The organism is Pedobacter frigoris, from assembly GCF_005116445.1.
GTDB classification, from domain to species: domain Bacteria; phylum Bacteroidota; class Bacteroidia; order Sphingobacteriales; family Sphingobacteriaceae; genus Pedobacter; species Pedobacter frigoris.
On the sequence record NZ_SWBQ01000002.1, the window covers coordinates 917,808 to 943,723 of the forward strand.

Consider the following 25,916-nt stretch of genomic DNA (forward strand, 5'->3'; position numbering starts at 1 on the left):
GTCATGAAAGAGCAAAAAAGTATTCCTGTTACCAAAACCCAACGGTCAGCTAAATTCGTAAAGACAGGAATTCAAATCGGCGGCAACTACATTAAACATTATTCAAAAAAACTGTTTAATCCCGACCTTAGCAGAGACGAGCTAAATGAGGACAATGCAACAGATATCTATAAGTCTTTAAGCGAGCTAAAAGGAAGTGCGCTGAAAATCGCGCAGATGCTCAGCATGGATAAGAACATCCTTCCAAAATCTTATGTCGATAAATTCACTCAGTCACAATACAATGCTCCCCCACTTTCGGGACCGCTAATTGTTAGAACCTTTAGCAAGAGCTTCGGAAAACCGCCTGAAAAGATCTTTGATAAGTTCAACTTGAAATCCACCAATGCTGCTTCAATCGGACAAGTACATACTGCTGAGCTGAATGGTAAAAAACTAGCTGTCAAAATCCAGTATCCGGGCGTTGGAGATAGTATTTCTTCTGATCTTAAGCTGGTAAAACCATTTGCCTTCCGTTTACTCAATATGAGTGAAAAGGATTTAAACATCTACATCAAGGAAGTTGAAGAACGTTTACTGGAAGAGACGGATTACGAGCTGGAAGTACGGCGTTCCATTCAGTTCTCTGAAGCTTGCAGAAACCTTAGCAATGTGGTATTCCCTACCTATTATCCTGAATTATCAGGTAAAAGAATTATATCCATGGACTGGATTGAAGGCATGCACCTGAAAGAGTTTTTAAAAACAAATCCTTCACAGGAATTAAGAAATAAGATCGGTCAGGCGCTGTGGGATTTCTACAATTTCCAGCAGCATGAATTAAAAGCAGTGCATGCTGATCCCCATCCTGGCAATTTTTTGATTACCCCTGATGAAAAATTAGGCGTGATAGATTTTGGTTGCATCAAAGAGATGCCTGACGATTTCTATTTCCCCTTCTTTTCTCTCATCTCCACAGATATCATTAATGATAAAGAGAAAACCATTGAGGCATTCCGAAAGCTAGAGATGATCCTTCCAAATGACAATGAACAGCAGATTACTTTCTACCATAAAATGTACCTGGAAATGATTGTGTTGTTTGCAAAGCCTTATACCAGCAGAACCTTTGATTTCGACAATCCCGACTTCTTTCAGCAATTGTACAATTATGGAGATAAGATCTCGAAAATGCCTGAGTTTAAACAAGCCAGAGGAGTGAAGCATTTCATTTATGTAAACCGCACCAACTTCGGGCTTTACACCATACTTCAGGAATTAAAAGCTGTAGTAAATACAGACACTTATAAACCCCATATAAAATAGGAAAGGTACAGTCGCCACGGCTGTACCCTTACCTAACCTAAAACTAAAAACTACACATTTGACTATTAAAAGTTCAAAAGGTTTCATTCTAGCTCTAATTATTTTTCGATCACCTCTAAACAACCTTAAAGGGCTATCGCTATAGAGAATTGTAAAAATTTGTTTATAAAAAACAAATAAACCATAAACAAATCAAACTACTTGATATATTTGCATCCTAAAGAATCCCGTTTTGGCAAAAGGCTCCATAGTTTACAAAAACATATTAGTAATTGAGGACAACCATGCAATCCTCGATGTCATCACTTTGATCCTGCAAAGCGAAGCCTATAAAGTGACTGGCCTCAATAAAAGCATTGATATGATGGCACATATTCAGGAGTCAGAACCTGACCTGGTTATCCTGGACATCATGCTTCCTGACGGTGATGGCAGAGACATTCTAAAGCAACTGCGTACCAATATCAAAACGGAACATATCCCTGTATTACTCATCTCTGCACGCTATACTGAAGAGAACATCCAACACGGGGAATATAAACCAAATGGTTTTTTAGCCAAACCATTCGATATAGACGACCTACTAGACAGAATCGAAGGGATTCTTGCAGGAAAAACCTATTAGGCTCCTTTTTTCTTATCCAGGCTTCTCATCAGCTGACCATACAAATCGTCACTTAATTCCTCACGTGGTTTCAGTTTTTTAACCGTGGCGCGTTTTCCTTTTGCCTTTGCCTTTATAATTTTTAAAAGTTCGCGACTGTACTCATCGTGGAAGCTTTCAATATTAAACTCAGCCGTATATTGCTTGATCAAGGCAAGGCCCACATCCAGCTCCTTTTTATTGATCGTACTTATGGACGGCACATTAATGTCTTCAGTTGAACGGATTTCTTCCGGAAAACGAATCTTGGTAATCACCAGTACATCCCCCATTGGATGTATTACACATAAGTTCTCTGTACTTCTCAATACGAAACGGGCGACCCCTGCTTTTTGAGACTTGACCAGTGCCTTTACCAATAAAGCATAAGCTTTTTTTCCCTGCGTTTCGGGCTGCGTATAATAAGAGGTCTCGTAGTATATTGGATTGATTTCCTTGATATCCACAAAGTTCTCCAGTTCAATCATTTTGGTTTTCTCCGGACTTGCATCCTGAAAATCTTCATTATCCAAGATCACATATTTTTCATTGAGCAGATAACCTTTGACTATCTTATCAAAAGGCACCTCTTTGCGGGTCTGCTCATTAATGCGCTTAAACTTAATCCTCGAATGATCTTTTTCATCCAGCATGTCAAAATCCAGATTGCTATTTTGAACTGCCGAGAAAAGCTTTACGGGTATGTTAACTAACCCAAAACCAATGGAGCCTTTCCAAATTGCTTTCATATCATCGTATTTTACATTATTAACAAGCGTTTTAATGCATTGTTTCAAACCGTCAATAGTAATACGGCACAAATCACCTCAAATGCAAATCTTATCACTAAATTAGATAGATACAATTGAATTCCCATGAACAGCAATGAAGAGCTTATCAATCATTTTTACCTCAACTTTCAACAGAAGGACGTACAGGCTATGCAAAACTGTTATGCAGACAATGCCACTTTCAGCGATCCTGTATTTACCAACCTTGATGCACAGCAAGTCCGCGCCATGTGGGCAATGCTCATTAAAAACGGTAAAGATATGAGAATGCAGTTTAGAAATGTCAAAGGAACTGATACCGGCGCAACTGCAGAATGGGATGCCTGGTATACTTTCTCCCTGACGGGAAATAAGGTCTTGAACCGTATCAAAGCTTCTTTTGAAATCCGGGATGGAAAAATTGTAGCACACAGAGACCATTTCAGCTTCTACAACTGGTCAAGGCAAGCCCTGGGCTTTACTGGTCTGCTTCTTGGCTGGACATCCTTCCTTAGAGATAAAATAAGCAAAACTGCAAAGAAGAATCTGGAGAACTTTATGGCCTCTGTTAAATCCTGAACGTGATGTAGTGGTAAAGCAACTATTTCAGCAAACCAACTATTGCTTCTGCAGATAATTTCTGCTGCTGTCCACTTTGCATATCCTTCAAAGTCAGCTGTCCGCTCTGCATCTCGTCACTACCGATTAGCATTACATAAGGAATGTGTTTATCATCGGCATAGCTCATTTGCTTTTTCAGTTTGGCAGAAGATGGATAAAGCTCTGCAGCAATACCCGCAGCACGAAGTTGCTGTAAGATCGGCAAGGCATATTTTTCGGCTTCCTTGTCGAAGTTACTGATGAGCACCTTAGTTCCCGCAGCGGCAGATTCCGGAAAAAGATTCAGTTCATACAATACATCATAGATCCTGTCTGCACCAAATGACACACCCACTCCGGTTAGGCCTTTTAAACCAAACATACCGGTAAGGTCATCATATCTTCCGCCCCCGCCAATACTTCCCATCGCCACTTCATTGGTTTTCACTTCGAAAATACATCCGGTATAATAGTTCAGTCCGCGGGCCAGCGTAATGTCCAGTTCGACATCCGGATTGAGTCCTGATCCTGAGCCAAGCATCGCTTTTACATAGTCAAATACAGTCTCTATCTCCTGAATTCCTGCAAGACCAGTTGCGGAAGATCCAAGCACACTTTTCAAGCTATCCAGCTTTTGTTCATTATTACCTTCCAGTAAAATAACAGGCTTTAATTTCTCGATATCCTGCGCTGTAAAGCCGCGTTCGATAAGCTCCTTAGTGACACCATCCAGGCCGATCTTATCCAGCTTATCAATGGCGACAGTCATGTCTATGATCAGCTCTGGCTTACCTATTACTTCGGCTATCCCTGATAATATTTTACGGTTATTGATCTTAATGGTAAAGTCTTTTAACCCCAGATTGCTCAGCGCCTCCTGATAGATCAATATAAACTCTGCCTCGTTCAATAAACTATCCGATCCTACAACATCCACGTCGCACTGATAAAACTCCCTGTATCGTCCCTTTTGAGGCCTGTCGGCACGCCATACCGGCTGCACCTGGAATCGCTTGAAGGGAAGGGAGATCTCATTCTGGTGCATCACCACATACCGGGCAAAAGGAACAGTCAGGTCGTAACGCAAAGCCTTTTCGCTGATCGAGGAGATCATTGCATTTGACTGTGCCTGAGCAAGCAATTCCGGCTTTACCTTGACAAGGTAATCCCCGCTGTTCAGGATCTTAAATATCAGCTTATCTCCCTCATCGCCATATTTCCCTGTTAGTGTAGATAGATTTTCCATTGAAGGAGTTTGTATCTCTGCATAACCATACTTTTTGAATACCGTTTTAATGGTATCAAAAATATAATTGCGCTTCACCATTTCCAGGGGAGAGAAATCTCTGGTTCCTTTAGCTAAAGAGGGTTTGATATTCGACATGGCGCAAAAGTACAAAAAGTAACAGTTATGCTCTTCGTCATCCTGAATTTATTTCAGGATCCGGGATAGAAAGACCTCTTGACAGGTGATGACGAGGAGCCTATGGCATGACGTCTTCGCTACTTCTTTATACTTTTAATAATCTGTTCTCAGGATGAGGTAAAATAAAAAGGTTGTCTGCTTTATAGGCAAACAACCTTTCTTATGTACTTCGTCGTCCTGAATTTATTTGAGGATGACGACGTGTTAGTTTAAACCAATAACCTGATTGGCTCTTCCAGTAATCCTTTAAGTGTTTGTAAGAAAGCAGCACCTGTAGCACCATCTACTACACGGTGATCACAACCTAGGCTCAGTTTCATCACATTACCTGGTACAACTGCTCCGTTTTTAACAACAGGGATTTGCTGTATAGCACCTACTGACAGGATTGCTCCATCAGGAGAGTTGATGATTGATGTAAATTCATCAATACCAAACATACCCAGGTTAGAAACTGTAAAGGTAGAACCTTCCCAATCTGCTGGTTGTAATTTCTTTGCTTTTGCTTTCTGGCCGTATTCTTTTACCTCAGCAGAGATGTGAGACAAGGATTTGCCATCAGCAAAACGAACAACAGGAACCAACAGACCATCTTCTACAGCCATTGCTACACCGATGTTTGTATGCTCATTGAAACGGATTTTATCTCCACGCCATGATGAATTAACAGCAGGATGTTGTTTCAATGCAACAGCAACAGCTTTAATGATGATATCATTAAAGGAAACCTTAACCGGAGCAACTGCATTAATTGCAGTACGTGCAGACATTGCGTTATCCATATCAATGCTGATGTTCAGGTAGAAATGCGGAGCAGTAAACAGGCTTTCTGCTAAACGTTTAGCAATTACCTTACGCATTTGCGATACCGGTTTCTCAGTATATTTCTCTTCACCCACATATTGAGGAATACTTGGCGCAGCTTTCTCCGCAGCCGGAGCTGATGAAGACGCTGTTTTTGCCGCAGCAGGTGTGAAGTTTTCTATATCTTTTTTAATGATACGTCCGCCATCTGCACTGCCTGCAACCTGCGAAAGGTCTATTCCTTTTTCTTTTGCAATTCTTTTTGCCAGTGGAGATGCTTTCACTCTTTCATTTGAAACAGCAGGAGCTTCTTCTTTAGCCTCAACAGCTTTTTCAGCAACCGGAGCATCAGATTTTGCATCAGCAGCAGGTCTTGCCGGAGCATCACCCTGAGCAAGGATACCACTAATGTCTGTTCCTTCCGGACCAACAATAGCAATAATGCCATTTACTTTTGCCGCAGCACCTTTTTCCACACCAATATGCAATAAAGTACCGGTTGCATATCCCATAACTTCCATAGTCGCCTTATCGGTTTCTACATCAGCCAGGATGTCATCATCCTTTACCTTATCACCTACTTTCTTATGCCATTCAGCAATTACGCCTTCAGTCATGGTATCACTTAGCAACGGCATGCGAATTACCGTAACTCCTTTTTTCTCTAATTCTGCTTCAGAAAGACCTCCGCCTGATTGGGCAGGAGCTTCTTTTTGCTCTTCCGCAGGCTTTTCAGCTGCCGGAGCAGCTTTTTCTTCATGAGCTGGAGCAGCAGCACCGCTTTCAGCTTCAAGAGCAGCTTTATAATCTTCTCCTTCTTTACCTATTACAGCAATTATAGCATCAACCGGAACAGCCTTACCTTCTTCCACACCAACGTACAATAAGGTACCATCCCAATATGATTCTAAATCCATGGTCGCCTTATCGGTTTCCACTTCGGCCATAACATCGCCGCTTTTTACTTTATCGCCAACTTTTTTATGCCACTTAGCCATCACCCCTTCGGTCATGGTATCGCTCATTTTGGGCATTCTAACTATTTCAGCCATTCTATAATATCTATATTAAAATGAGGTTCTAAATTTCTTGATATGGGTAATCTGTCTGTACATAAACATCAGTAAACAGTTCTGATGCTTCCGGCCAAGGAGATTCTTCTGCAAATTTCACAGACTGGTCTACAATCTGTTTCACTTTAGCTTCAATCTCTTCAATCCAGGCCTGATCAGCATATTTCTCTTTAAGAATTGCCTCTCTCACCTGCTCAATCGGATCTTTAGCTTTATATTCTTCCAACTCATCCTTGGTGCGATATTTCGCAGGATCAGACATAGAGTGACCGCGGTAACGGTAAGTTCTCATCTCTAAGAAAGTAGGACCTTCACCGGCTCTCGCGCGCTGAATTGCTTCATCCATTGCATTGTGAACAGCAACAGGATCCATACCATCAACCGGAGCGCATGGCATATCAAATCCTAAACCTATTTTGTAAATATCAGTCATGTTGGTGGTACGCTCCACAGAGGTTCCCATCGCATAAAAGTTGTTCTCACAAACAAATACTACAGGAAGTTTCCAAAGCATTGCCATGTTGAACGCTTCGTTTAAAGCACCCTGACGAACAGCGCCGTCACCCATGTAGCAAATATTTACATTGTCAGTGCCTTTATATTTTTCTGCAAATGCAATACCTGCACCCAAAGGAATCTGACCACCTACAATACCATGCCCGCCGTAAAAATTGTGTTCTTTGCTAAACATGTGCATTGAACCACCTTTTCCTTTAGAGCAACCAGTAGCTTTACCATACATCTCTGCCATAATGCTATCGGCACTTACACCAAGAGCCAGTGCCTGAGCATGGTCACGGTAAGTAGTAATCATAGAATCTCCTTTTTGCATAGCAGAAATAGCTCCAGCTACAACAGCCTCCTGGCCAATATATAAATGACAGAATCCACGGATTTTTTGCTGTCCGTAAAGTTGTCCAGTTTTTTCTTCGAATTTGCGCATCAGCAACATCGACTCAAACCACTTCAGATAGGTATCTTTATTAATTTCTACTGCACTCATTGTTTGGTGTTGATTTTTATTTACGAGAGCAAATCTACTTTTTTATTGCAACATATCGAAAAATCATTGTAAAATGCACACTAAGGTTACAGAAATTTTAAGCTCATTTCTCTGTAATCCCTTTGACTATACTAACCTCTAAGTCAATATCGGCAAATTAAAAGCAAACGTACCCCAGATAATCCCATCTTAAGTTGCCCGCAAACCACTACTCACAAAAATTTATATGGCTAAAAATTTAAGGTCCTTTTAGTGGAAATGTTAATAACTTTCAACATAAATTTCCCTGTATTTGGATAACATTTGTAAAATACATATGTTTGCCATCCAAACAATAAGCCCGTAGTGGTGTACGTTTAAGTGTAAGTGCTTTTTACCCAAACTTAACAGTATAACATGATAAAAAAGTTTTTGTTGTCATCATTCATTGTATTGTGCTGCCTTTCGGCCGTTAACGCACAAACAAAAACAAAAGAATCAAGCAAATTAGAAGATCCTGATAACTTAGCTTCACAATATTTTTCCCAGGTAATGGGTGTAGCAATGGATGCGACTTCAAACGTTAAGCTTTACAAATTCATCTACGAGTGGATTGGAACTCCTTACCGTTTCGGAGGAAATACCAAGAAAGGCATTGATTGCTCGGCATTCACAAAAGCCATTTACGATAAAGTTTTCAACACCACCATCTTAAGAAACTCACGCGATATTTTCAGCATGGTAAATCCATTACCAAAAGATGAGCTCAAAGAAGGCGATCTGGTATTTTTCAAAATTAAAAGCAGAAGCATTACACATATCGGAATTTATCTTGGTGATAGTCGCTTCGCACATGCGTCTTCAACACGTGGTGTAGTGATCAGCAATTTAAATGAACCTTACTATTCGCGTTACTTCTATAAAGGAGGAAGAATAATAGAAGGCCTTAAAGAAGAACTCGTAGAAGAATAACAGTTTTTGAAAATCATAAATAACAGTCTTTTCAGCGTTGTCGTATTCCTGTCAATACTGAGCTGCACTACTACTGGCAATACGACCAATATTCAGCAGGTAATCGCACCTGATACACCGCGCTTCATCAAAGACACCATCTCCATCACCGCCGTTGGCGACATCATGATTGGGTCTGCTTATCCCAGTAAATCAAATCTTCCTAAAGATGATGGGCTGCACAGTTTCAAAAACGTAGACACCTTTTTAAAAGGAGACATTGTTTTTGGCAATCTCGAAGGATGTTTCTTAAACAGTGGAAAATCTACCAAATGTAAAGACACCATAGGCAACAGTTGCTTTGCTTTCCGGATGCCGGAGCGTTACGCCGGAATCATCAAAAATGCAGGCTTTAATCTGATGAGCATCGCCAATAACCATGTCGGCGACTTTGGGTTAAAAGGCCGTGAAAGCACTACGCAAATCCTTGACTCATTAAACATTCAGTACGCCGGACTGCAGTCCCACCCTTTCACAGTTTTCGAAAAAGACAGCGTCAGATATGGATTTTGTGCGTTTGCGCCAAACGAGAATACAGTGTCCATCAATAAAATTGACAGTGCAGTCAAGCTGGTAAAAGAACTTAAGGCCCAAACAGATATTGTCATTGTGTCCTTTCACGGAGGAGCTGAAGGCGCTAAATACGAACACGTCACCCGTAGAAATGAAATCTTTTATAAAGAAAACCGCGGCAATGTCCACGCATTTGCACATGCCGTAATAGATGCAGGAGCCGATGTCGTACTTGGGCATGGGCCACACGTAACCCGCGCTGTGGAAGTCTACAAAAACAAATTTATTGCATATAGTCTGGGTAACTTCAATACCTATGGTATGTTTAGCCTTAAAGGTCCAAACGGATTTGCTCCCTTGCTACAGCTTAAAATCAACAGCAAAGGAGATTTTCTTTTTGCAGACATCATCTCCGTAAAACAAGACAAGATCAATCACCTGACTATAGATACTAATCATACAGCCTTCTATAAGATCCGGTTCCTTACCAATACAGACTTTCCCGGAAACAAGCTCGACTTCTCAGAAAAAGGCCGCATCCGTTTAAAAGATTAATCAGGCTTCGTCCTTGGTGTTTTTCACAAGACCGATACCCGAGACGAAGAATATGATCGAAATGATTCCCACCACAGCAAGTTCTCTGGTTTGTATCGACTTATTCATAAACCCATAACCTGCGTAGATTAATCCGATTATCCCTAAAATTGTAAGGATAGTTCCAAAAGTACGTTTAACATTCATAGTAGATTTCTTTAGATACGAGTACAAAGCAATATCTGTGCCCAGTATTCCGATATATTTCCTCATAAACCACCAAATTGTTCGTATCTTGATAATATTTCATTATCACTATAAAAAAACGCCATGGATTACACACTCTACATCATTCTATTTTTTGCATTAATTATCCTGTTTAGCTCGTTTGTGACGGTTAAACAAGGCACTATTGCAGTCATCACCATCTTTGGGAAATACAGAAGGCTGCTAAGGCCTGGGTTAAGTTTGAAAATACCAATCATAGAAAACATCCATTCCAGGATCTCTATACAAAACCGTTCTGTAGAACTGTCATTTCAGGCAGTAACCCAGGATCAGGCAAATGTATACTTCAAGGCAATGCTACTCTATTCCGTCATCAATCATGACGAAGAGACCATAAAGAATGTCGCATTTAAGTTCGTCGATTCTACAAATCTGATGCAGGCACTGATCCGTACAATTGAAGGATCTATCAGGGCCTATGTAGCCACACAAAAGCAGGCGAATGTACTCGCTCAGCGAAACGAAATCGTAGAGCACGTAAAACAACAGATTGACCAGGTGCTTGAAAGCTGGGGTTATCACCTTCAGGACCTTCAGTTGAATGACATTACTTTTGACGAAGAGATCATGCGTTCAATGAGCCGTGTTGTTGCCTCGAACAACCTGAAAGCTGCTGCCGAAAATGAAGGTCAGGCTCTTTTGATCACCAAAACAAAAGGAGCTGAAGCCGATGGTAATGCCATCAAAATTGCAGCCGCAGCTGAACGTGAAGCAGCCCAGTTGAGAGGACAAGGTATTGCGTTGTTCCGTGCAGAGGTAGCGCATGGTATGACAAAAGCCGCTCAGGAAATGGAAGAGGCAAACCTGGATATTTCAGTTATCCTTTTCACCATGTGGACTGAATCCATCAAACAATTTGCAGAAAACAGTGAAGGGAATGTGATCTTCCTCGATGGTTCTACAGAAGGGATGAACCGTACGATGAAAGAGATGATGGCCATGCAGCTTCAAAAAGAAGCAGGCAAATCTTCTAAATAATTAATAATATAAAAAGAGGGGGCTTCTAATTGGAAGCCCCCTCTTTTTATATCCTCGAATTAAGGTTTATAACTTTTGCTGTACTGTTTTCACAACATCCTTTCCATTAGGATTTGCCATACGCATAAAATCTCCCATTACCTGCAAACTCTCATCTTCAATAAAATCAAAGCTTTCTTCCTTCTTGATTTTATCTCCCTTTTTCAAAGCAGGTAAACCTCTTGAAGCTCTAAGCAGGTTTGTTCTCGCAAGAGATTTAGCCTCCAGGCTATCACGCTCAGCTTTCAGTTTAGCCTGATTTAAACTTACAGAAACTTCACCATCACGTTTCTTCACCTCAGCAAGATCTTCCTGCAGCATTTTATAATCCAATGACTTCGCCATTCTTTCTTTGTGAAGTTTCACCAGTTCCGGTTTAACAGGGCTTAGGTTTGCAACAGGCGTATAATTAGATTTTGAGATCACATCCCAAGGTAATGCAGACTTTTCGGTATCCTCACCAATTTTATCCATTGGATACAACGATGGAAATTCAATATCAGGCATTACACCTTTATGTTGTGTACTACTGCCATTTACGCGATAAAATTTAGCCATGGTCAGGTTAATCTGTCCAAGCTGAGGAGTTGGATCTTCTTTACCACCAGGTAAGGTCTTAACTTTACCGCTGCTTACCAACGCAGCTAACTTTTGTAACATAGAAGGATTCACCAACTCATTCATATTAATAGAAGACTGCACCGTGCCTTTACCATAGGTTTGAGTACCCATAATAATTCCTCTACCATAATCCTGAATTGCACCCGCAAAGATCTCAGAAGCAGAAGCACTAAGCCTGTCTATCATCACCCCAAAAGGTCCGCTCCATGCTACACCATTACTTTTATCTTCGTGTACTTCAATGTCGTTTCTTAAATCTTTAACCTGAACAACCGGCCCTTTATCGATAAACAATCCCGTAAGGTCTATAGACTCCGTTAATGAGCCTCCGCCATTTGCCCTAAGGTCCATTACAATCGCATCTACTTTATCTTTATTCTTTAAAGTATCTATCAGCAACCTCACATCACGAGTTGTACTCTTAAAGTTAGGGTCACCAGCTCTTGCAGCCTTAAAGTCAGCATAAAAAGCCGGCACAGTGATGATACCAATTTTGTATGCTTTTCCGTTCGACTGGATTGTTCTCACCTTTTTCTTCGCACTTTGATCTTCCATCACAATTTTCTCCCGCACCAGTTCAATGATCACTGGTTTAGCAGACAATTCCTGACCTGCAGGAATAATTTTCAGCCTTACTTTAGTTCCTTTCGGACCTTTTATTTTAGCTACCGAGTTTTCTATTCTCCAGCCAGTAATGTCTTCAAACTCTCCACTTCCCTGAGCTACACCGATAATTCTATCACCTGCACTCAGCAATTTACTTTTAAAAGCAGGCCCGCCCGGAATTACTTCCCCGATTTTTAACACTTCGTTCTCCAATTGTAATCTGGCACCAATACCTTCAAATGAACGTGCCATATCTTCATTAAATGCCTGTGCATTCGTTGGGTTAAAATAGTTGGTATGCGGATCAATTGTTTCTGTAAACGCATCCATGATCATCTGGAAAACGTCCTGGTTGTTGATCTTAGACGACTGTGATTTCAGACTTTCATAACGTTTGGTCAGGCCCTCCACATTTTTCTCGTCTGCAGTACCTGAGATCTTCAGGTTCACCAGCTCATACTTTACCCTTTTTTTCCAGATGTCGTTCAAAGCAGTAGAAGAAGCTGCCCATGGCATTTTTTCCCTGTCGAAAGTATAGGTCTCATTCTGACTAAAATCCTGTTTAGCTTTAATCTGGGCTAAAGCATAATTAATATATTCATTGTATCTTTTCAGATAAACATTAAAGATATAGAAAGGAGCATTCAGGTCTCCGATTCTAAAATTATCATCCAGTTCATACCTGAATTTCTCAAATTCTTTAATATCGGAATCCTGGAAATAATAACGGTATGGATCAAGATCTTTAATGTATTTATCCAATACCAGAGAGGATATAGAATCATTGACTTTTATGCTCTTATAATTGTAGCGCTCTATCAGTGTCACAATTTCTTTTACAACAAGCGATTGTTTTTCGTCAGGCACAATATTAGTTACACCCTGAACCATTTGCTGTGGTTTCGGTGCAGCTTGACATGCAAGTACAGCGGCGGTAAAGGTTACCAATAATATTCTCTTTAACATCTCTTTAACAATTTTAAAATCCATTTTTATAATCCACACTAATATGATACCAATTTCACAAATAAACAGAAAAGAGACAGGATTATTACTGTCTCTTTTCTGTAAACTTAGTAAAATTATTAAGACTTTCTTGTCGTTGCTTTGGTAGGAATCAAAGCTCTGGCTTCCCTGATCTGGTTTTTAAACACACTTGTATTTGCAGATCTGGCTAATAACTCAGCCCTGTTTATGTCCCTTGAGGCCATGGTATATTCCTTTTTCCTGATCTTAACGTGCGCAATACCAAGAACCGACTCGATGTAACTATTGTTACTTCCTATTTGCTTGGCAAGTATACCCTGCTGTGTATAAAACCACATAGATTGGGTAAGTTTATTTGAGGCCAGATATATTTTCCCCAGCTGACTATATGACTCCATCTGCCCGGTTTTACTGCCAATTTTTGAATAATTTTTCAAAGCGACATTCAGCACAACCTGCTCTGCTTCTGTATAATGGGACTGGAGATAATGAACATTACTCAGTCGCATCAAAGCAGTTCCATAACGGCTAAATTGTTTCGAGCTATTGTATTCAAAAGCAGCCTTTCCAAACAAAGTTACAGCCTCATCGTAATCCCCCTTCTTTTCATTTTTTTCCGCTTCTGCAAAATAGGCATTGCCATCCTCTTCATCCAGACTAGACACTGCAATGTTAATTGCACTGCTCACAGGTGGTTCCTGTGGCGGCACAAAATGACTCGTTTGTGTCATGGCCCGGTTAGAAATAACCAGAAAAATAATTGCTAACCAACTCTTATTCATTGCGCTAAAGATATAACAAAAGTATTAAACAATCATGTTTTCTCCAAATTAGTCCCTTTTGATGATCATTCATCTTTCGTGTTTTCTTTGCTAAATCGGTATAGAAATTTATTTGAGCCAATCCGCAAAGCAATGAATTGTCCTTTTGTGTCTGATTTTTCGATAAACACCCTGTCCCTCTCGACTTCCTGCCTCGTTTGTGTTGGCCTCGATTCCATTAATCCAATCATTTTTTACATTTTCTAGCAAACCGCAGTGACCTATGCGATCCAAACTGATATAGTAAAGTCCGTACACTATTCCTGGTTTAAGTTCCTTAACCAACCGCGCCTTCGGAAACAAAGACGGCGACCAGGCCGTTCGAGGCTCTGAATACCCCGCTTGTCCAAACACCCAACTTACCCAGGCCGCGCAATACGCCGCCGGCGATTTAATATTACAGTAGCCAAGATATTCAGCAATTCTGGCGCCATCATTTTTACCAGTTCTTTCCACCACGCCAATTTCTTTTCTGGCGATTTCGATAACTCGCTTGGCGTCTCCCGAATATTTAATTCGGGACTTCTCATTTCCTGTCTCATATCCTACAACACCGCTACTATAACCCCTACTGCCGCAAACACAAACAATGCAAACAGCCCAAAACAAACTTTTACTTGCTCCCATAAAGTCAATTCCCTAAAACATAAAACCATATCTCCAATACCTGGTAGCGCCAGTGCAATCAGCATCCTATTCAGCAACCACCAGCAAACCGCAATCACCACCACAAACCCCACCAATGCCAATACCAGCATCAAACCAATGCTCTTCGCTATCTCTATCGAATTACCCTCAGGCAAATCAAACAACAGCGGTGCCGTATACCAAACCAGCAATACAATTACCAGTTGCAAAACCCGCTCTATACTTTTCCTTGTCGGCACCCAAGCCGACCTTAAATTCAATGTTTTCATAAATTTTCGTTTTTAATTTTCTACTCGTTTTGCCGTCATCTCGACCAAGGGAGAGATCTCTTGAACTATGCATGAACAAGAGATCTCTTTCTGAAATGAAACCTACGTCACAGTAACAGCCCCTAAGTAAGTACTGACACTAGCCAGCTTCTTATTCGAGCTGAGAAACGCCAGCCAGCAATGCACAGATTCCCCTGCAAAATCCGCAGGCAAATCCAGCTCATACTCCAATGCCACACGTGTCACTGCACCCACACTCATGACGAACAAGTCCAGCATATCGCAATAAGCTATACACACCGCCAGATCAGTAGGCTTCGCGTTCAGCGAACCAACCGTTGCTCCCCATGTAAACTCCAATGCCTGTCCCGCAGCCGAAGCCACTTCCGGGGTAGCCGGCAAACTCAGCTTACCACGGCTCAGCTTTGCATTCGGATAATCGATCACATAATTCGGTGCCGAACCCGTTACTGCATGATCCAGATTGTACTGCACCGCAGCATTAAAACCCGTCATTTCCGAATCAAAATCCTGAAATCCAAGCGCTACAAAATCACTGATCCCGCTTCCCAACCACTTTGTTACTGCGGCAAACTTCAGCCTTTGGTTCAGCTGCAATTCACTTGGCGGCCTGTTAGATTTTGCCGGGCGCATAGAAAAGACATTCTTGCCTTTTACAACCCGGCCAACGTTGTTACCTGTCCTGCCCACCAAATGGTAGTACGGACCTCCTGTTAATTTTCCCATTTTTCTAGTTTTTTATGGGTTCATTGTTGCTTTACTCCTTGCTGAATCAGCTGGTCTCTAAGAAAAGAAACCCTAATAGGAGATGCCTTATTAAAAAGGCAGAGAGAGACGCGTTAAATCCGTTACATCACCAATCCATTTGAAGCAGCGCTTCATGCTTTTGATGCCTTCATCCAACCATAAATTCAATTCCATAGCACCAGGTTCTTTCATGCCAATTTCCAGTACCCAGCTCTTATTCCGCGGACTTTGAAACTGCAATACGAAGCAAGGATCGGCGCAGTCTTTCTTCAAGTCATCAAGGTATTCATTCACACGTTGCACAAATTCCTTTGCACGTTCAATCGTTGTAATCCTAAACAACATCGCCTTGTTTCTAAAAACCACAGAAGCCTTATTATCTGGTTTCTTATAAATGCTTAAACTCAGGGAAGCCTCCCTTCTTACTTTCTTTTTGCTCATAGCGTTAATAAATATTTGATGATCAAAAGTAAGAATGGAAACCCCAGCCACCGGGCGACTACTCTCCCAAAAACCATTATTTTGGCGGCGATTCACAATTATTGGAATTTCCTACCAAAATATTTAGAATTTTCCCCTTTTTCAAATGCCTTAACTAATAGATTTGACTGAACCTATATATGAAGAGAATTATTAACCTTTAAAACCAAATAACTATGAAAAGAGTAATTTTATTATTTACCTTCTTTGTTGCTGTTACTATGGCCACTCCATTAAGTTCACAAGCGCAAACTACTGTATTAAAAGAATACCAGATCACTGCTACAGACAATAGCAAAGTGTTCAACTTGTTTGTTAATCTCACAGCTAATTCAGGCGTATCGTCAGTACTCTTTACTGATCCGGAAAATTCATTCCATGCGTCGATAAATTCTTTTAGTTATAATACCGGTGGGTATGAAGTGGGATCTTATGAAGCAGATTGTTATTTCCATGATGGCAATCAGTTTTACACCGTATCATTTACGCTTCTAATTGATGGAAATGGGTCGGGAGAATTTGGAGAAGGGTTGATTGCAATTACTCCATGGCCATATCCATGGGCACCCTACTGATTCTTGATCCGCAATATACCTGTTAAAAACTGACTAGTATTTCAGGAAAGACATACAGCGAAGCCTCCGGGTTAACTTCCCGGAGGCTTCGCATGCGCTCCCAAACTATTGTTTTGGCAGCAACCCTTTTTCCTTGAGTAACCGCCGTGTTTTCTTCAGCCAGTCCACACTCATTTGCAAATAATCAGCAATGTCTACATCTCTCACAGGACTCTTAGTAGCCGGAAGCAACCCTTTAAAATAACTGTAAAACTTCAGTACCCTTTCCTCAGAAGGCTTACTGAGCAGGCGACTCCTCATCTCCTCCATATGATCACTGTACTTAGAAGCCGTCTGCCAGGCTACGTCCTTCATGCCTTCCAAATCTTTATAGATCTGCTGCATATGGGTGTTACTGATACTCCATACCAACGTATCCTTGCAGCCCACAATAGTATATTTAGATACCTGTTGCCTCATGAAACAATCCATCGCCACGATGGTGTTTTCTCCGTAAATCCGCATTACATAACGCTCAGCTTTGCTGTTGAAACCATACACGATCACAAATCCGCTGACCACATAATAAGCATTCTTCGGCACCGCACCTTCATGCTCCAATGAGCGCCCCTGTTTACAAAAAGGACCAGGTTCCATATTCTCCCACAGATATGGCTCCAGCGGTCCGGGCAATGGCATATCAGGGTTTATACCATGTAATACATTCATTAGTTTTTCAAAGGTCTTTCTGTTGTTTAGCATTAATTTAACATTATTGGTTATTTGATGATTTTTTCTGGTTCAACTCGACGTCATCTCGACAGCAGGAGAGATCTCTTGAACTATCCATTGCGAAGAATCCCCAGAAATGCCTAATCAGGCTATTCATTTTGTTCATTTATTAATTTAATTTCTTTATCAGTCAAAAAATTTCACACCTAAATATTGAGCCTAAAAAAACCGCATCTCCCATGCGGCTTTTCTTGCGTCCTATTTGTTTAATACGATTGTCATCCAGCACTTGTCCCGAACTCGCTTCGGGAGCATCGCTTTTGTCATCCAGAGCATCGCGAAGGATCTCAATTCCTTGCACAAACTCTCAAAAAATTGATTGGTTTGCCCCAGCGGTCACGCTGCTCTCAAACACGCGACGCGCCGGAACACAACCATGGCGCACGCCCAGAGCGCCAGTACCTTCCTAAACCTTCCCTCCCAAATCCTTTATTTTCTTTTCTCTCTTCAATAAGTGCTCGGTCTGTATCATCCTGATTTTTTCCAGCAAATCATTCTCTGCCTTCAACTTCTCTCTTTCCTTTTTCAAAAACTCCAGCTCCGATATCAACGCTTCGTATAAATTTTTATAGTCTAAGCCCATATCCAAATACATTAATAAAACAATTCTACTTTCGCCATCTCTTTCAACCTCTTCACCGCCTTCACCTTGATCTGACGTACCCTTTCCCCTGAAAGCCCTACTATCACCGCCACATCATCCGACTCCATAGGCATCCCATTTCCTATCCCATAACTCAACCTCACAATCAATCCATCCCGTTGCGGCAACCTCGACAGCAACCGATTCAGCTCCACATTTCTTGACTCTACTAATAACCCCTCATCAGACAGCGTGGCATTCTTATTTTCCAGTACATCAATCATGCTCCCCTCCGTACCACTATCCATCTCAAAAGACCTGTCCAATGATGATGCAAAGCTGGAATGCCACAAATGATCCGCTACTTTTACCTCAGTCATGCCTATAGTTTCAGCCACTTCCTCCAGTGTAGGCAGGCGTTCCAGCTTTTGCTCCAGCTCAGTCTCCGCTTTACGGATATTGTTGATCCCTACAATCACATTCAGAGGCAGCCGCATTACCCTCCGCTTCTCATCAATCGCCTGGATGATGCTCTGCCTGATCCACCATACCGCAAAGCTGATGAACTTAAATCCCCGGCTCGCATCAAACAATCCCGCAGCTTTCATCAAGCCCTTATTTCCTTCCGCTATCAAATCTTCAAGCGAAAGCCCCGCATTCCGGTACTTCTTCGCCACCGACACCACAAACCTCAGGTTCGCATTCACCAATTTATGCAAAGCTGCCTGATCACCATCTCTTGCCTTTTCACTCAGCAGGACTTCTTCCTCCGGCTTCAGCAAATCATATTTTGCAATGTCCGCCAGATACCTATCCAAAATAGGATTGTGCTCGGTAACAGATTGTGTAATTACAATCCCTCTCATTATTACATCAACCGGTTCTTCATCACCCCCAGCAACTCCTCAAACTGGCTTTCATAATAGCAGTCACCCGGATCACGGTTTTCAAAATGCCCCACTGTCATTTCATGAAGCTTTTCCAACACCTCTGCTTCATCTATCTCCGCTACCAACTCCTTCATAAACTCAAAAGCATCATCCAGTATAGTCTGATAAGTTATTCCCTCGTCATACACATGCGGAACCTCCGGTTCCACCGCCATAATTACTGCCAAAGCCAGCTCCGCAGCAGCGATGAATTCATCAACCTCCCTCAAGCTTCCTGCACGTTGCATCAACACATCCGTCAGTTTCTCTACCTCAATTTCACCATACTCAGTGATAATGTCTTCACTATCCTTTTCCGCAGCGATAAAACCTGCAACCAGGCTTAGTCCTTCGTCATAGGAAAGGGGCAGAAAACGTGCCGCCATCTTATACAGCAACCGGTAATCATGTACCCCATATTCCTTCAGCGTAGTTAAATACCCTTTATCAGGCAAAGCTCCTAATACCTTTTCCAATGCCGACACATGCCGTTTTATGTCATAGTAAAACGGACCGACATCGATATACCTCATTTTTTCAGACTTCATATATTCTTTATAAAAAAAATCCAATTCCTCAAAATCCATCATCGAAATCCCCGCGTACCGAATGAGTTAACTGTGTTGATTGGCAAATCTCGATACCTGAACCCATTAAAAATGGTATTTTAATAGCAATTTTATGGTATTATAGAACCGCTTGTTTAACCTTTGAATTGCGCCCCCTTAGCTGTCAATTTATAATATTTGTTCTCTATCGCCTTTGCGGACCTATTAAAGACGGCGACCAGCTCCCATTTTGGAAGCTCATGAAAACACTCTAATAAATACTGCTCCTGTGCTACTGTCCAGCTCTTCACATTTTCTTTTAGCAGTCCCAATTTATATGCTTTTTTGGTGATTGAGGGCAGACTTCTGCCCAGCATCTTAGCCAGTTCCGGATTACTCATTACCTGGTAATTGCGTATGAGTAGAACAAGTTCCTGTTCTGACCACTGGCGTACGGTCAACCCAAGGCTGGCCGCTTTCGCGTAAATTGAATCTGCCGGCAATTGCAATTGCTGCTTAAGTTCCAGAATTTCTAATCGATTATAATTGGCTTTTAAAAACTCAGTTTGTTCATCATTCCAGATTTTGACAGGTGGCACAAGCTGAAGCCGATGGATTTTATTATTTACGGCTTTTAATGGAATGTTCAGCTTTTCAGCGATCTCTACTCTTGTAAGAAGGCCGAGATTTTCCCCTAAGAAACTAATCCTTTCTTGGGTCCATACGTTCCGCCGGGGTGGTAAACCATACCGCGTCGCAGCTGACATTAAGGAAGTCTTGCTGCAGCCGAATTCATCGGCTAAGCTATCCAACGTTCCTTGATTATAGCGATTCCTCAGCAACTCTAGTCGTTCACTTGTCCAAACCGGCGAACGGACAATTAATCCTAGTTGGCTCGCTTTATTTTTCATGGCCCTCAGGCTACATCCCAAATCGACGGCCAGCTTTTCATCATCCCATTTATTATACTTCCGACGTAGCAACCGCTTCTTTTCTACAGTCCAGAACAACTGCCGCCTAGATATGCCTATCGCGTACGCCTTCCTCCTAATGGCCTCGACCGAACATCCTATGCGCAATGCTAGAGCCTCATGTTCGAATTTGTTATACTCCGCTCTTAAAACCTCTGTTTTCTCAGATGTCCAAAATTGTATCTTCCGTGTCAGACCAATTTTACCGGCTCTGTTTTTTAACGCTTTGAGGGTACAACCTAACTGTTCAGCCAGAACCAGATGATCTGTAGTACTATAATTGTCGAGTAGGTGATTAATTTTGTCAGGAGTCCAAAAACTCACATAAATAGATAGTTTCAGTTTCCACACCTTTCGTTTCATCGCTGAATATGGACAACCCAGTTGCTCAGCGAGCTGGACGTGATTGCCCTTAGGATATTCAGCAACCAATAAATCAATGCTTTCCTGAGACCATTTAAATTGTGTCATGACCAATAAATTTTACCAAAAAAAATCGTTTCTTTTACCTATTTTAATTAGCATAAAAACCATAAATATTTATGAATCAAGTGTTGGAGATTCCGGCAATAGTGTTCAGTCCTTTTCAGACCAAAGTGTCCACTTTAATTTTTCCAGACAGCAGCCGTAGTTTTTGGATGGGGTATGCTCCGTATCCAGGCAGATCCATCGGCGTAAAGTAACATTCTCAGCCTCTCATCTCACTCGCTCTATATAAAACCTTCCTCAATCAAAAATTCTGACCATTAGCGCTTCACTACGCCCTTAAAATCAGAGTTACGACCAAAGAGTTCAGATCCTAATAGAAAGCCCCTTAATGTGCTTAAAATCAGCCAAGTGGATAGTTTGAAGATTCTGCCTGACTTTTCTCATGGATTCTCCGGCGGCTTCAATCCTATGGGCATCATGGACAATCCTGTCCAGCACTGCATCTGCAATGGTTCTTTCGCCAATCATTTCAAACCAGGCACTCACCGGAAGCTGAGAGGTAAAGATCATAGAGGATCTTCCATGCAGATCTTCGACTACTTCCATCAACATCAGGCGGCTCTGACTATCCAAAGGATGCAGGCCGAAGTCATCCATGATCAGCACTTCTGCTTTGGAAATCTTAGATACCTCCTTGGTGTAGCTATTATCTGCTCTCGCCTGTTTCAGACGGGTGAAAAGCTTGGGGGCGCTCCAGTACATTACCCTGTATCCTTTGGCGCAGGCCTGGTGACCGATGGCTGAGGCGATATAGCTTTTACCAATCCCTGTTGGACCCGTAATCAATATATTCTCGTGCTTTTCCACGAAACCACATTCAGCCAGCCTCATGATCTGTGTTCGGTCCAGTTGACGGTCCTTGCTGAAGTTCAGCTGTTCTATGGAGGCTTTATAACGAAATTTGGCACTTTCTATCAACCTGCCGATCTTGCGGTTCATCCGGTCTTCGTACTCGGCATCCACTAGCTCTCCAAGCAACTGATCAGGGGTATATCCACTGGTTTTGCCACGCTCTAAATTCGTTTGGAAGGCATGGTACATTCCCATTAACCTTAAAGACTTGAGTTTGTCAAGTGTATCTGAATTGTTCATATTTGGTTTGGCTGTTATTTGTAATACTCTTCTCCCCTTATGTTCTGGTGACTGGGCATAGGCATTTCATTAGCAAAGAGGTTTTCGCGTTGGTCTTCCAGATTTTGTTCCAGTATAGTGTCAATGGTTTTAAATAGCTTGGAATCAATCCCATACTCACTTACCCTCCGGCAGGCTGCCGCCAGCCTTGTGCCGCCATATTTCTTCTCCAGACCGAGTATAGCTTCACAGAGCCTAGTCTTCTGGTCATCGTGTCTGTGGCTTTCAGCGATACCCTTGATCAGGTCATGCACATGCTCGTGCATGGCTGAGGCTCGTTTAAGTAAAGTTTGTGCCGAACGCTCTGCGGAGTAGCGGTGTATACTGGTCAGGTGTGAAGTATTGGTGGTAAAACCGTGCGCAGTCTTATTCCGTGGATGTACGGCAACGCGTTCAAACTTAAAGAAGATCTCTACAGTGGAAACCGAGTACATGATTTTGACTTTTTTCCCCAGCAGGCGCACAGGTACACTGTAATAATGCCTATCCGGGCCCAATAATACATGACTGTCTTTATTGACCTTGACATAAAACTGCTGTTTCTGTTCGAAGCGTTGCAATGGCAACGGTTTAAGTTCCTTACGTTCGATTTCCTCAAATTGCATGCGCCTGCTGTAAATCCTTCCCTTCATCAGCTGATCATTGTGTTTCTCCAATAAGACCAAGATGGCAGCGTTGAGCTCAGGAAGGCTATGATAAACCTGCTTGCGGATAGGTACGTAGATCCGGGTATAAGCGATCCTTACCGCTCCCTCCACAAGCGCTTTATCCCTGGGCTTATAGGCTCTGGCAGGCAACACGCAGGTATCATAATGGCTTGCAAAGTCTTCAAAACTCTGGTTCAGCGTGGGTTCATAACGATGACTCTTGGTCACAGCTGCTTTAAGGTTGTCAGGTACAAAGGCAGCAGGTACACCTCCAATATAGTGCATGGTGTTTTCGCAGGCGATGATGAAATCTTCCTTCTGCTGGCTAGGAACTGCCTCCACGTAAGTCAGCTGACTGGCACCAAGTATGGCCACAAACACTTCTACCTCATGGACCTCTCCGGTATCCCGGTCAGCGTAACTCAATTTCTCTCCTGCAAAGTCTACAAACAGCTTATCTCCTACTTTATGAGTACGGTGCATAGTAGGATTCATCTTAGACTGCCAGGTTCTGAAATGCTGGCAGAACTGCGTGTACTGGTAACCATTAGGAAATTCGCTGATGTAATCTTCCCACAACAGTATCCTGGTCATCCCGGTTCGCTTCAGTTCTTTTTCTATTTTAGGAAAGTAATGCTGCAGGGTCTGCATTCGCTTGCTAAGCGAGACGGGTTTTGAGATGATCGAACCAAAAAGGGTGTCTAGATCGCTGTCCGATAATTCGTCGATCTCTTTGGTACTGCAACCGCTGGATTCAATAGCGATAATATATTTCCTTACCGTGGTGCGAGAAACACCAACATATTGAGAAATGGTCATTTTGCTGGCACCGCGGTCATAGAGTCTTAATAATTGTCTGATTTTGTTCATGCTTAAAATATTATTCGCCATCAAAGAGATAATTGAAGTGCAGGAGATTGGACTTGTTTACAGGTAAGTTTGCAAGGCTGAAGCAGGGGGCACCTTAGAAGAAATTCTGAACAGTATACTCCGTATTCCCTGGACAGCTTCCAGCAATAATCGGTGAACAACTTCCTCATAATCTCCATACCACCAAAAATCTCCTTTACATCCCTGCATTTTTCCGGAATTGCCTTGGCCTCATACCCGTTCTCTTTTTGAAGCATTTGATAAACCAACTAGGTGAGGAGATTCCTAGCTCGTAACTTACTTGTGCAACACTAAGGGTCGTTTGAGTTAGGAGTTTCAAAGCCTCCTCATGAATCCGGTCCTGAATAAGCTCGTACAGCGTCTTGTTTGCATATAGCCTACATAGCGCACTCATCTGTTTCTTGGTATAGCCAAAAGTACAGAGGTAATAATCTGGGTGCCGATTTACACGAAAATGCTGCTCAATAGCATCTCGCAACCGCAGAAAAGTTTGCAGGTCCGGAGGCAGGTAAGCGCCCTCAAAGACTCCTATCTTTCCTGTTTTGATTGGTATACTGCCGATCGTCATATATTCTATAGCTACCATTGTCATCTCCCTCTACTCATACACATCCGAAATAAGCTCTGTAATGATCCCTAGCTCGTACAGCTTCACAATTAACTTGTTAGCCCGTTCCTTTGTCAGGTTAAACTCCTTCATGATCACAGCAGTGGTCAGCTCCTGACCACCTTCCTGTATTGTTTTCATTCTTTCTATTGCTTCGTTAATTTCCATTTATATTTTTATTATTACTCTTGTACCACCCCGGCTTCGCCACCCCTCCTTGCGAAGGAGGGGACCTATGACCATCCATCTCCTCCTTTTGAAGGAGGAGTACCCGCAGGGGGGGGTGGTAAATAGATCTCATTTTAATCACTAAAAAGGTATTGGGGAAGCCTTGATCAATAATCTCGCTCTTTTAAGTTTAAATTATAACTCCCCCAACCCTTTTCTTTTTCATAAGTTATTTAAGCTCAATTTCAAACCCCACTGCCGCCGGCGGTAAACATTGACTCTCATCACACGCCATGAACTCAACAGTCCCCTTGAGCACCACATTTTTGTCATTCAGAGCTTTGCGAAGAATCTTAACCTTCACCACTTGCACAAACTCCACCTTATCGCTATAACTGAGTACATCCACTCCAAACTCCTTTGAATGCTCCTTATGCAGCTTACCTACCTCAGTAGTCTTCCCACCCAATAGCACCAAAGGGTTTTTAGTAAAAGTCACTTTCGTAGCCGAAGGCCCACCATCAGGAGTGTTCTGAGCATAGATATGCCACCCTTTATCAACCACCGCAGTCATACTCACCTTATACACCCCAGCCTTACCTTTTACCGCGGCAGCCGAAAAACTCCACTTAACCGGTTTCAAAATCTGCGCCTGAGATACTGTGGCAAACAGTATTACAACTAATAAAAACTGTATTTTTCTCATTTTAAATCTCCTTGAGAATTAAGCACTTTATATTACGAATCTCCTTTTTCACCTCGAACCCAAACTTCGATAACTCGTTATTTAATTCTTCTAGTGTTTCCCCCATTTTGATATTAGCGGAGAATTTTTCTTTAAAGCCTGTTTCATCGATTATTGGCATTTCATTTATTCCATTAAAATCGCCAAATGTGTCTCCTATCTCAATCAAAAGTGGATCTATAGTGGAATTTCTAATAACCAAAGAACCATCTAGTGTTTTCTCAAAGGATTCAACTGAATCAGCTGATGGCAATAGCTTGCCCTTGTCCTTCAATTTAACAACCAAGCACTCTATATCTCGGAAGTGAATAGACGACTGGATGCCAAAATGAAATTCCAAGTCCCTTTTAGCCAATTCTCTCTCTTTATTTAGTAGTTCCTCAGATTGTCGACCAATTGCGTATTTCAGTGAAACTGACCCCTGCATTTCGGATCAAACTGACCACCTGACTGGCTGCCGAGCGTGGTAGCGAATGCCCCACGAAGTCTTATCAAAGATAATTAATTCTTAACAACCCCCGATCTTGCATTGAGCTAAAGTAGCTCAACCTCGCTATCATTCTCTTCACCCGCCTTTTCAGAACAAACAAACCTTCGGATTAGACCATCATGCCAGGCATTTCAAAGTCACCTTAAATAAGCCCGTATAATCGGTTCAGTCCGCAATCTGGACTAACACTCTATCCGCAGGATAC

General features: G+C 42.0%; 30 protein-coding genes. 7 read left to right on the forward strand and 23 right to left on the reverse strand.

All coding sequences use genetic code 11. The features are described 5' to 3' along the window. Positions 1-3: 3 nt before the first annotated feature. Together FA047_RS10520 and FA047_RS10525 are read left to right on the forward strand one after the other, a co-directional pair. On the forward strand, positions 4-1,305 hold the full coding sequence (locus FA047_RS10520; RefSeq protein WP_136835990.1) for an ABC1 kinase family protein: 1,302 nt from the start codon (positions 4-6) through the stop codon (positions 1,303-1,305). Between the two features lie 232 nt (positions 1,306-1,537). Continuing rightward, complete coding sequence (locus FA047_RS10525) at positions 1,538-1,930, forward strand: response regulator transcription factor (RefSeq protein WP_136835991.1); 393 nt, start codon at positions 1,538-1,540, stop codon at positions 1,928-1,930. Here FA047_RS10525 and ku read toward each other — a convergent pair. Continuing rightward, positions 1,927-2,697 (reverse strand): non-homologous end joining protein Ku, encoded by a 771-nt coding sequence (gene ku, locus FA047_RS10530; protein ID WP_136835992.1) that lies wholly within the window; start codon positions 2,695-2,697, stop codon positions 1,927-1,929. The two genes, FA047_RS10525 and ku, sit on opposite strands and share 4 nt — an antisense overlap. Before the next feature lie 126 nt (positions 2,698-2,823). Between ku and FA047_RS10535 the strand changes: the two genes are divergently transcribed. Next, positions 2,824-3,297 (forward strand): nuclear transport factor 2 family protein, encoded by a 474-nt coding sequence (locus FA047_RS10535; protein WP_136835993.1) that lies wholly within the window; start codon positions 2,824-2,826, stop codon positions 3,295-3,297. 22 nt (positions 3,298-3,319) lie between these two features. On the opposite strand, the gene hisS is transcribed toward FA047_RS10535, so the two are convergent. The 3 genes from hisS to pdhA form a co-directional block, all read right to left on the reverse strand. Beyond that, on the reverse strand, positions 3,320-4,702 hold the full coding sequence (gene hisS / locus FA047_RS10540; protein ID WP_136835994.1) for a histidine--tRNA ligase: 1,383 nt from the start codon (positions 4,700-4,702) through the stop codon (positions 3,320-3,322). A gap of 251 nt (positions 4,703-4,953) precedes the next feature. Then, positions 4,954-6,600 (reverse strand): pyruvate dehydrogenase complex dihydrolipoamide acetyltransferase, encoded by a 1,647-nt coding sequence (locus FA047_RS10545; protein ID WP_136835995.1) that lies wholly within the window; start codon positions 6,598-6,600, stop codon positions 4,954-4,956. Positions 6,601-6,628: 28 nt separating this feature from the next. Next, positions 6,629-7,624, reverse strand: coding sequence for a pyruvate dehydrogenase (acetyl-transferring) E1 component subunit alpha (gene pdhA, locus FA047_RS10550; protein WP_136835996.1), 996 nt, complete (start codon positions 7,622-7,624; stop codon positions 6,629-6,631). Positions 7,625-8,020: 396 nt separating this feature from the next. Between pdhA and FA047_RS10555 the strand changes: the two genes are divergently transcribed. Continuing rightward, positions 8,021-8,575: a C40 family peptidase gene (locus FA047_RS10555; RefSeq protein ID WP_136835997.1), complete on the forward strand. Its 555-nt coding sequence runs from the start codon at positions 8,021-8,023 to the stop codon at positions 8,573-8,575. A gap of 6 nt (positions 8,576-8,581) precedes the next feature. Continuing rightward, positions 8,582-9,682, forward strand: coding sequence for a CapA family protein (locus FA047_RS10560; RefSeq protein ID WP_136835998.1), 1,101 nt, complete (start codon positions 8,582-8,584; stop codon positions 9,680-9,682). On the opposite strand, the gene FA047_RS10565 is transcribed toward FA047_RS10560, so the two are convergent. Beyond that, positions 9,683-9,934, reverse strand: a complete 252-nt coding sequence (locus FA047_RS10565) for a hypothetical protein (RefSeq protein ID WP_225872697.1) — start codon at positions 9,932-9,934, stop codon at positions 9,683-9,685. Between the two features lie 57 nt (positions 9,935-9,991). On the opposite strand from FA047_RS10565, the gene FA047_RS10570 reads away from it, so the two are divergent. Next, positions 9,992-10,927 carry an SPFH domain-containing protein gene (locus FA047_RS10570; protein ID WP_136835999.1) on the forward strand — a complete coding sequence of 312 codons (936 nt, stop codon included), beginning with the start codon at positions 9,992-9,994 and terminating at the stop codon, positions 10,925-10,927. A gap of 66 nt (positions 10,928-10,993) precedes the next feature. Here FA047_RS10570 and FA047_RS10575 read toward each other — a convergent pair whose 3' ends face one another. The 6 genes from FA047_RS10575 to FA047_RS10600 all read right to left on the reverse strand — a co-directional run bounded on the left by FA047_RS10575 (position 10,994) and on the right by FA047_RS10600 (position 16,127). Continuing rightward, positions 10,994-13,159 (reverse strand): carboxy terminal-processing peptidase, encoded by a 2,166-nt coding sequence (locus FA047_RS10575; protein ID WP_317130915.1) that lies wholly within the window; start codon positions 13,157-13,159, stop codon positions 10,994-10,996. A 119-nt stretch (positions 13,160-13,278) separates the two neighbouring features. Further along, positions 13,279-13,962 (reverse strand): soluble NSF attachment family protein, encoded by a 684-nt coding sequence (locus tag FA047_RS10580; RefSeq protein WP_169304379.1) that lies wholly within the window; start codon positions 13,960-13,962, stop codon positions 13,279-13,281. Positions 13,963-14,070: 108 nt separating this feature from the next. Beyond that, on the reverse strand, positions 14,071-14,460 hold the full coding sequence (locus tag FA047_RS10585) for an NlpC/P60 family protein (RefSeq protein ID WP_225872698.1): 390 nt from the start codon (positions 14,458-14,460) through the stop codon (positions 14,071-14,073). Positions 14,461-14,546: 86 nt separating this feature from the next. Then, positions 14,547-14,918 carry a hypothetical protein gene (locus tag FA047_RS10590; RefSeq protein ID WP_136836001.1) on the reverse strand — a complete coding sequence of 124 codons (372 nt, stop codon included), beginning with the start codon at positions 14,916-14,918 and terminating at the stop codon, positions 14,547-14,549. A gap of 102 nt (positions 14,919-15,020) precedes the next feature. Next, complete coding sequence (locus FA047_RS10595; protein WP_136836002.1) at positions 15,021-15,665, reverse strand: DUF6266 family protein; 645 nt, start codon at positions 15,663-15,665, stop codon at positions 15,021-15,023. A 90-nt stretch (positions 15,666-15,755) separates the two neighbouring features. Continuing rightward, positions 15,756-16,127, reverse strand: coding sequence for a hypothetical protein (locus FA047_RS10600; protein ID WP_136836003.1), 372 nt, complete (start codon positions 16,125-16,127; stop codon positions 15,756-15,758). 215 nt (positions 16,128-16,342) lie between these two features. On the opposite strand from FA047_RS10600, the gene FA047_RS10605 reads away from it, so the two are divergent. Then, positions 16,343-16,741: a hypothetical protein gene (locus tag FA047_RS10605; protein ID WP_136836004.1), complete on the forward strand. Its 399-nt coding sequence runs from the start codon at positions 16,343-16,345 to the stop codon at positions 16,739-16,741. 105 nt (positions 16,742-16,846) lie between these two features. On the opposite strand, the gene FA047_RS10610 is transcribed toward FA047_RS10605, so the two are convergent. The 12 genes from FA047_RS10610 to FA047_RS10650 all read right to left on the reverse strand — a co-directional run bounded on the left by FA047_RS10610 (position 16,847) and on the right by FA047_RS10650 (position 25,648). Then, positions 16,847-17,482, reverse strand: coding sequence for a Crp/Fnr family transcriptional regulator (locus FA047_RS10610; protein WP_136836005.1), 636 nt, complete (start codon positions 17,480-17,482; stop codon positions 16,847-16,849). A gap of 436 nt (positions 17,483-17,918) precedes the next feature. Beyond that, positions 17,919-18,095, reverse strand: a complete 177-nt coding sequence (locus FA047_RS20475) for a hypothetical protein (RefSeq protein ID WP_169304380.1) — start codon at positions 18,093-18,095, stop codon at positions 17,919-17,921. An 11-nt stretch (positions 18,096-18,106) separates the two neighbouring features. Beyond that, positions 18,107-18,961 carry a sigma-70 family RNA polymerase sigma factor gene (locus FA047_RS10615; protein WP_136836006.1) on the reverse strand — a complete coding sequence of 285 codons (855 nt, stop codon included), beginning with the start codon at positions 18,959-18,961 and terminating at the stop codon, positions 18,107-18,109. A 2-nt stretch (positions 18,962-18,963) separates the two neighbouring features. Beyond that, on the reverse strand, positions 18,964-19,572 hold the full coding sequence (locus tag FA047_RS10620; RefSeq protein WP_136836007.1) for a hypothetical protein: 609 nt from the start codon (positions 19,570-19,572) through the stop codon (positions 18,964-18,966). 155 nt (positions 19,573-19,727) lie between these two features. After that, positions 19,728-21,014 (reverse strand): hypothetical protein, encoded by a 1,287-nt coding sequence (locus FA047_RS10625; RefSeq protein ID WP_136836008.1) that lies wholly within the window; start codon positions 21,012-21,014, stop codon positions 19,728-19,730. 321 nt (positions 21,015-21,335) lie between these two features. Further along, entirely contained in the window at positions 21,336-22,124 is a 789-nt protein-coding gene (gene istB / locus FA047_RS10630; RefSeq protein WP_136836009.1) for an IS21-like element helper ATPase IstB, read from the reverse strand. Between the two features lie 14 nt (positions 22,125-22,138). Continuing rightward, the gene (istA, locus tag FA047_RS10635; protein WP_225872699.1) at positions 22,139-23,680 is read right to left on the reverse strand and encodes an IS21 family transposase; all 1,542 of its coding nucleotides are present in this window, start codon (positions 23,678-23,680) and stop codon (positions 22,139-22,141) included. A gap of 57 nt (positions 23,681-23,737) precedes the next feature. Next, positions 23,738-23,890, reverse strand: coding sequence for a hypothetical protein (locus tag FA047_RS20480; protein ID WP_169304381.1), 153 nt, complete (start codon positions 23,888-23,890; stop codon positions 23,738-23,740). Further along, complete coding sequence (locus FA047_RS10640) at positions 23,877-24,287, reverse strand: helix-turn-helix domain-containing protein (protein ID WP_169304382.1); 411 nt, start codon at positions 24,285-24,287, stop codon at positions 23,877-23,879. The genes FA047_RS20480 and FA047_RS10640 overlap by 14 nt, the downstream gene beginning before the upstream one ends. Before the next feature lie 12 nt (positions 24,288-24,299). Continuing rightward, positions 24,300-24,476, reverse strand: a complete 177-nt coding sequence (locus FA047_RS20485; RefSeq protein ID WP_169304383.1) for a hypothetical protein — start codon at positions 24,474-24,476, stop codon at positions 24,300-24,302. A 229-nt stretch (positions 24,477-24,705) separates the two neighbouring features. Beyond that, on the reverse strand, positions 24,706-25,182 hold the full coding sequence (locus tag FA047_RS10645) for a protein-disulfide reductase DsbD domain-containing protein (protein WP_136836012.1): 477 nt from the start codon (positions 25,180-25,182) through the stop codon (positions 24,706-24,708). Position 25,183: 1 nt separating this feature from the next. Beyond that, on the reverse strand, positions 25,184-25,648 hold the full coding sequence (locus FA047_RS10650) for a hypothetical protein (RefSeq protein WP_136836013.1): 465 nt from the start codon (positions 25,646-25,648) through the stop codon (positions 25,184-25,186). Between the last annotated feature and the right edge of the window lie 268 nt (positions 25,649-25,916).